Origin of the sequence: Rhodopseudomonas sp. BR0C11, from assembly GCF_010820945.1 — a bacterium.
GTDB classification, from domain to species: Bacteria; Pseudomonadota; Alphaproteobacteria; order Rhizobiales; family Xanthobacteraceae; genus Rhodopseudomonas; species Rhodopseudomonas palustris_H.
In genome coordinates this window covers 1-6,640 of sequence record NZ_QTKI01000262.1, presented here as the reverse complement: position 1 = coordinate 6,640, position 6,640 = coordinate 1, and the positions used below count along the sequence as shown (strand labels likewise).

At 65.2% G+C, this 6,640-nt stretch carries 8 protein-coding genes; 7 read left to right on the top strand and 1 reads right to left on the bottom strand.

Features of this window, described 5'->3' with window-relative positions; translation table 11 throughout:
- The coding region (locus DYI24_RS18145) for an FAD-linked oxidase C-terminal domain-containing protein (RefSeq protein ID WP_283810873.1) at positions 1-284 on the top strand (284 nt) is incomplete at its 5' end.
- Here DYI24_RS18145 and DYI24_RS18140 read toward each other — a convergent pair.
- Positions 256-720: a hypothetical protein gene (locus DYI24_RS18140; RefSeq protein ID WP_107343407.1), complete on the bottom strand. Its 465-nt coding sequence runs from the start codon at positions 718-720 to the stop codon at positions 256-258. The genes DYI24_RS18145 and DYI24_RS18140 overlap by 29 nt on opposite strands.
- 232 nt (positions 721-952) lie before the next feature.
- Between DYI24_RS18140 and sciP the strand changes: the two genes are divergently transcribed.
- From sciP to flbD, 6 genes are all read left to right on the top strand, one after another.
- Complete coding sequence (gene sciP / locus DYI24_RS18135; protein ID WP_011156827.1) at positions 953-1,228, top strand: CtrA inhibitor SciP; 276 nt, start codon at positions 953-955, stop codon at positions 1,226-1,228.
- A gap of 199 nt (positions 1,229-1,427) precedes the next feature.
- Positions 1,428-3,044 carry a flagellar basal-body MS-ring/collar protein FliF gene (gene fliF, locus DYI24_RS18130; RefSeq protein ID WP_107343408.1) on the top strand — a complete coding sequence of 539 codons (1,617 nt, stop codon included), beginning with the start codon at positions 1,428-1,430 and terminating at the stop codon, positions 3,042-3,044.
- Positions 3,045-3,050: 6 nt separating this feature from the next.
- A complete protein-coding gene (gene fliG, locus DYI24_RS18125) occupies positions 3,051-4,139 on the top strand; it encodes a flagellar motor switch protein FliG (RefSeq protein ID WP_011156829.1) in 1,089 nt (362 codons plus the stop codon).
- Positions 4,139-4,765: a FliH/SctL family protein gene (locus tag DYI24_RS18120; RefSeq protein WP_107343409.1), complete on the top strand. Its 627-nt coding sequence runs from the start codon at positions 4,139-4,141 to the stop codon at positions 4,763-4,765. Before fliG ends, DYI24_RS18120 begins: the two co-directional genes overlap by 1 nt.
- A 17-nt stretch (positions 4,766-4,782) precedes the next feature.
- Complete coding sequence (gene fliN / locus DYI24_RS18115) at positions 4,783-5,130, top strand: flagellar motor switch protein FliN (RefSeq protein ID WP_011156831.1); 348 nt, start codon at positions 4,783-4,785, stop codon at positions 5,128-5,130.
- Between the two features lie 47 nt (positions 5,131-5,177).
- A complete protein-coding gene (gene flbD / locus DYI24_RS18110) occupies positions 5,178-6,557 on the top strand; it encodes a sigma-54-dependent transcriptional regulator FlbD (protein WP_107343410.1) in 1,380 nt (459 codons plus the stop codon).
- The last annotated feature ends 83 nt before the right edge of the window (positions 6,558-6,640 follow it).

Here is a 6,640-nt window from a genome sequence, read left to right as displayed (position 1 = left end):
GCTTCACGCACGTCTATCCCGACGGGCCGGCGCCGTACTTCTCGTTTCATGCGCTTGGCCGGCATGGCGAGCTGCTCGAGCAATGGCAGGCGATCAAGGATGCGGCGAGCGATGCGCTGATCGCAGCAGGTGGCACCATCACCCATCACCACGCGGTCGGGCGCGATCATCGCAAATGGTACGACCGTCAGCGGCCGGACTTGTTCGCCGCCGCGCTACGCGCCGCCAAACGCGAGCTCGATCCGCAGGCGATGCTCAATCCGGGAGTGCTGATCGATCCGTAGCGCGGCGCTGCGGCGTCCCGGGCGCGGGTGGCGGCAACACGGAGTTGTCATCCGTCAGTAGATCGGTGGCGCGGCGACGCGGCAGGTCGACCCGCGCTTCGACGAATTCCGGCGGGCCTTCGACCAGCCGCGCGATCCGCCGGTCGCGCTCTTCCGGCGGCGCTTCTGCATCGATCAGCGCGTGAATCTGTGATGCGGCGAGTTCGACGGCGCGGTCCGGCGCGATCGCCAACGGCGGCCGCGCCCCCGGCGCGATGCTGAGCCCCAGTTGCACCAGACGCTCCAGCGCCTCAGCCCGCGACAGCAACCGGCTCGCGGCCCATTGATCGACTGCTGCGAGTGTCGAGTCGTCGAGCGCGACCGCATGCAAGCTGTCGCTCGCAATCACGGGTGAGTTGGTGGTTGGCTTCGTTGCCGGCGCGCTGTCGTCACTCATGCTGTCAGAACTAGACGATCGATCGCTGCTTCGAAAGCCGAACCTTCGGGTTGTCGGCCCAACCACGTAATCACATCAGGCCGGGCGTTTTGAGACATTCCGGGCGGCGGCCATTCGTTACCGCTTTACTAACACCAACCTGAACAATCCTGCAGCTCGCTTAGGCAAATTTTAAGCCGGCTCGCTTAGGTTAATCGTGTGAGTTGAGTGCTTTGCGAGTTGTGAGTACGCCATGACAGAGCCCCACCGCCCGAGGGTAAAATACGTGATCGGGCCCGATGGAAGCCCATTGACGATCGCGGACCTGCCTGCACCCGGCACCAAGCGCTGGGTCATCCGCCGGAAGGCCGAAGTCGTCGCTGCCGTCCGCGGCGGTCTGCTCTCCCTCGAGGAGGCGTGCAGCCGATACACGCTGACCGTGGACGAATTCCTGTCCTGGCAGTTCTCGATCGACCATCACGGTCTGGCCGGCCTGCGCACCACGCGAATCCAGCAGTATCGCCAGTAAACAAATCCTTTCCAGGTTTTGACGATTTGACGAAAGCCGGCCCCGTTTCGGGAAGCCGGCTTTCAGTATTTTCAAGGGTTTTTGCAGTCCGTTAAGACTCGTTAACCATATGGAAACCATCCCATAGGCAAGATTTGCCTAGCCGTGCGGGGAGGCTGAGCCCGCCGGTCGGTCGTGCTGCGCATCCGAGGGGCGTTTCTTGCAGAATCTGTTGGGTTTTCTCAAAGGCTTGGGAGCCGCCCGGCTGATGGCGATGATTGCCGTCACGGTTGCGCTGGTTGGATTCTTCGCCTTTGTCATCATGCGGGTGTCGCAGCCGCAGATGACGACCCTCTATACGGATCTCAGCGTTGAAGACTCCTCCAGCATCATTAAGGAGCTGGAGCGCCAGGGCATTCCGTTCGAAATGCGCAACGACGGCGCCATTCTGATGGTGCCGAAGGACAAAGTGACGCGGCTGCGGATGAAGCTCGCCGAAGGCGGCCTGCCGAAGGGCGGCGGCGTCGGCTACGAGATCTTCGACAAGTCGGACGCGCTCGGCACCACCAGCTTCGTTCAGAACATCAATCATCTGCGCGCGCTCGAAGGCGAACTGTCGCGCACCATCCGGGCGATTGATCGTGTGCAGGCTGCGCGCGTGCATCTGGTCCTGCCGGAGCGGCCGTTGTTTTCGCGTGAGGCGCCGGAGCCGTCGGCGTCGATCGTGTTGCGCGTGCGGGGCGCGCTGGAGCCGCAGCAGGTGCGCGCCATCCGCCACCTCGTCGCCTCCGCCGTCAACGGCCTGAAGCCGCAGCGGGTGTCGATCGTCGACGAAGCCGGCCAACTGTTGGCCGACGGCTCGGCCAGCGGCGAGCAGGTCGAAGGTGCCACCAGCGACGAGCGCCGTGCCGCGTTCGAAAAGCGGATGCGCAATCAGATCGAGGGCATCGTGTCCTCGGTGGTCGGCTCCGGCCGCGCCCGCGTCCAGGTCTCGGCCGATTTCGACTACAACAAGATCACCCAGACCTCCGACAAGTTCGACCCCGAAGGCCGCGTGCTGCGGTCGAGCCAGACCCGCGAAGAGTCCGCCGCGACCTCGGCAGCGGACGGCCAGGTGACCGTCAACAACGAGCTGCCCGGCGCCAACCAGGGTCAGGGCGCCGGCGCCCGCGACGTCAGCAAGAAGTCGGAAGAGACCAACAATTACGAGATTTCGCGCGTCACCAAGACCGAGGTGACCGAGGCCGGCCGCGTCAACCGGCTGTCGGTCGCGGTGCTGGTCGACGGTGCCTACACCAAGAACGACAAGGGCGAACTGGTCTATGCCGAGCGGCCGAAGGAGCAACTCGACCGCATCGCCGCGCTGGTGCGCTCGGCGATCGGCTTCGACCAGAAGCGCGGCGACCAGATCGAAGTGGTCAACCTGAAGTTCGCCGAGGCGCCGCAGATCGAGAAGCTGCCGGAGCCGGCCGGGCTGATGGGGATGTTCCAGTTCACCAAGGACGACATCATGAACATGATCCAGCTCGGGGTGATGTTCCTGCTCGGCCTGGTGGTGCTGTTCATGGTGATCCGCCCGCTGGTGAAGCGCATCCTCGCCGCCGAGCCGGCGCCGGAAGCCGTCGGCGGCCTGCCGGCGCTGGCCGACGGCACCGTGCCGCAGATCGGCGCCGATGGTCAGCCGGTACCGGCCAGCGTGCCCAGCATGATCGATATCGCCCAGGTGCAAGGCCAGGTTCACGCCCAGTCCGTGCACCGGGTCGGCGAACTCGCCGAACGCAATCCCAACGAAACCGCCGCCATTATTCGTCAATGGCTGGCCGAACCCGCAACCTAATCCGCCATGGCCGACGCGCCCGTCCCAGCAACCAGTCAGGATGACATCGCCTCCGTCGTTGCGACGTTGGCGCAGCGTCAGAGCGGCCGCGCGCCCAGCAAGCCGCTGAGCGGGCCGAAGCGCGCCGCCATCCTGATGCTCGCGCTCGGCGAACAATACGGCGGCAAGATCTGGTCGCTGCTCGACGACGAAGAAGTGCGCGAGCTGTCGATGACGATGTCGACGCTCGGCACCATTGAGCCCGAAACGGTCGAAGATCTGCTGCTCGAATTCGTGTCGCGGATGTCGGCCTCCGGCGCCCTGATGGGCAACTACGACGCCACCGAGCGGCTGCTGCAGAAATATCTGCCGGCCGACCGCGTCACCGGCATTATGGAAGAAATCCGTGGCCCCGCCGGCCGCAACATGTGGGAGAAGCTCTCCAACGTCTCCGAAGAGGTGCTCGCCAACTATCTGAAGAACGAGTACCCGCAGACCACCGCCGTGGTGCTGTCGAAGCTGAAGCCGGAGCACGCCGCCAAGGTTCTGGCGATCCTGCCGGAGGACATGGCGCTCGACGTCATCAACCGCATGCTGCGGATGGAGGCGGTGCAGAAGGAAGTGATCGAGAGCGTCGAGAAGACGCTGCGCTCCGAATTCATGTCCAACCTGTCGCAGACCCGCCGCCGCGACGCCCACGAGGTGATGGCCGAAATCTTCAACAATTTCGACCGCCAGACCGAGACCCGCTTCATCACCTCGCTGGAAGAGGACAACCGCGAGTCCGCCGAGCGCATCAAGGCGCTGATGTTCACCTTCGACGACCTGGTCAAGCTCGATGCCGGCTCGGCGCAGACGCTGATGCGCAACATCGACAAGGACAAGCTGGCGATCGCGCTCAAGAGCGCCAACGAAGAGGTCCGCGGCTTCTTCCTCGGCAATATGTCGTCGCGCGCCGGCAAGATGCTGATGGACGACATGGCCGCGCTCGGTCCGGTGCGGCTGCGCGACGTCGACGAGGCGCAGGCGCTGCTCGTCAACCTCGCCAAGGATCTCGCCGCCAAGGGTGAGATCGTGCTGACCAAGAACCGCGCCGATGACGAACTGGTGTACTGATGGCCGCTCCCGCACAGAAATTTCTGTTCAACGACGATTTCGGGGCACCGGAGAAGACCCGCGAGAAGGCGATCGCCGCGGCCGAGCTGGCGCAGGCCGTCGCCGCCGCCGAGCAGCGCGGCTATCAGAACGGGTTTGCCGCCGGTCAGAACGAAGCCTCAGTCGAGGCGCAGCGGCGCAGTGCGATGGCTCTGGAGCAGGTCGCGCAGGCGATGCACGTGATCGCCAGCGGCATCGGCGGTGTCGAAACCCGGATGGAGACCGAAGCGGTCGAAGTCGCGATTGCCGCGGCGCGCAAGCTGTGCGGCGAACTGATCGCCGCCGAACCGCTCGCCGAGATCACCGCGCTGGTCGGCGAATGTTTCCGCCATCTGGTAGCGACGCCGCATCTGGTGGTGCGGATCAATGACGCTGTGTACGAGGCCGCGCGCGAGCGCATCGAGCTGCTCGCCAAGCAGAGCGGTTTCGCAGGCCGTCTGGTGTTGCTGGCCGATCCGGAAATCGCCGGCGGCGACTGCAAAATCGAATGGGCCGACGGCGGCGTGGTGCTGGAGCGCGCCACCGTCGAAGCCAAGATCGACGAATTGGTGGGCCGCTACATGGCATCGCGCAACAGCGGCCGATGACAAGAGGAAGGTGAGACATGGGCGACAATGACGGCCAGGTGCCGCTTCCCGACCTCAACGGTGCCGACGCGCCGCCGCTGGCCGACGTCGGTTACCAGGAAGACGAACAGATTTCGCGCGTTGCCGCCGATCTCGAGGCGGTGTTCGACGTGCCGGTGCAGGTGTCGGCCGTGCTCGGTCGATCGAAGATGGACGTCGGAGAGCTGCTCAAGCTCGGACCCGGCGCAGTACTGGAGCTCGATCGCCGCGTCGGCGAGGCGATCGACATCTATGTGAACAACCGTCTGGTGGCACGCGGCGAAGTCGTGCTGGTCGAGGACAAGCTCGGCGTCACCATGACGGAAATCATCAAGGCGGACACTTAAACGCGAAGCGCGCGGGACTCGCGCGGCAGGAGATCTAGGAGCAATCCATGCGGCTTCTCATCGTCGGCACCCTGAAGGGCCAACTCACCACCGCGACCAAGATCGCGATCGATAACGGTGCGTCGGTCACGCACGCCGCCGACAACGAACAGGCGATGCGGGTGTTGCGAGGCGGCAAGGGCGCCGACCTGCTGCTGGTCGATGTCGCGCTCGATATCCGCGATCTGGTGATGCGGCTGGAGGCCGAGCACATCCACGTGCCGATCGTCGCCTGCGGCATCGCCTCCGATGCCCGCGCCGCGGTTGCCGCAATCCATGCCGGCGCCAAGGAGTACATCCCGCTTCCGCCGGATCCGGAGCTGATTGCCGCGGTGCTGGCGGCGGTGGCGAATGACAGCCGCGAGCTGGTGTACCGCGACGACGCAATGGCCAAGGTGGTGAAGCTGGCGCAGCAGATCGCCGGCTCCGAAGCCTCGGTGATGATCACCGGTGAGTCCGGCACCGGCAAGGAAGTGCTCGCGCGCTACGTCCATAGCCGCTCCAATCGTGCCAAGAAGCCGTTCATCAGCATCAACTGTGCGGCGATCCCCGAACACCTTTTGGAATCCGAACTGTTCGGCCACGAGAAGGGCGCCTTCACCGGCGCGGTGGCCCGCCGCATCGGCAAGTTCGAAGAAGCCAGCGGCGGCACGCTGCTGCTGGACGAAATCTCCGAGATGGACGTGCGGCTGCAGTCCAAGCTGCTACGGGCGATTCAGGAGCGGGTGATCGATCGCGTCGGCGGCAAGAGCCCGGTGCCGGTCGACATCCGTATCCTCGCTACGTCGAACCGAAACCTGTCGGAAGCGGTGCGCGAAGGCACCTTCCGCGAGGATCTGCTTTTCCGGCTCAACGTCGTCAATCTGAAGATCCCGCCGCTGCGCGAGCGGCCGGCCGACATCCTCGAACTGGCGCAGCACTTCGCCAAGAAATACGCCGACGCCAATGGCGTGCCGCTGCGGCCGCTGTCGGCCGAAGCGCGCCGCGTGCTCACCACCAATCGCTGGCCGGGCAACGTTCGCGAACTGGAAAACACCATCCACCGCGCGGTGCTGATGGCGCAGGGCGACGAGATCGGCCCCGAAGCCATCATCACGCCGGACGGCGACCGGCTGGATCAAGCCAAGACCCCGCCGGCGGTGGCGCATGCCACCTTCGCGGCCGAGCAGGTCACTCGCGCGCTGGTCGGTCGTACCGTGGCCGACGTCGAGCGTGATCTGATCCTGGAGACGCTGAAGCACTGCCTCGGCAACCGCACCCACGCGGCCAACATCCTCGGCATCTCGATTCGCACGCTGCGCAACAAGCTCAATGAATATGCCGACGGCGGCCTGCCGATCCCGCCCGCCGGCGGCGGCGAGCCCCGCGCCTTCGTGTCGATGGGTTGAGCGCCATCTTCGTGTTTCCGCGACCCTGAAGAGAGCCCTCCGGCCCCCTCTGGAAGGTCTCTCCTCCGCCCCTCCTCCTGAAA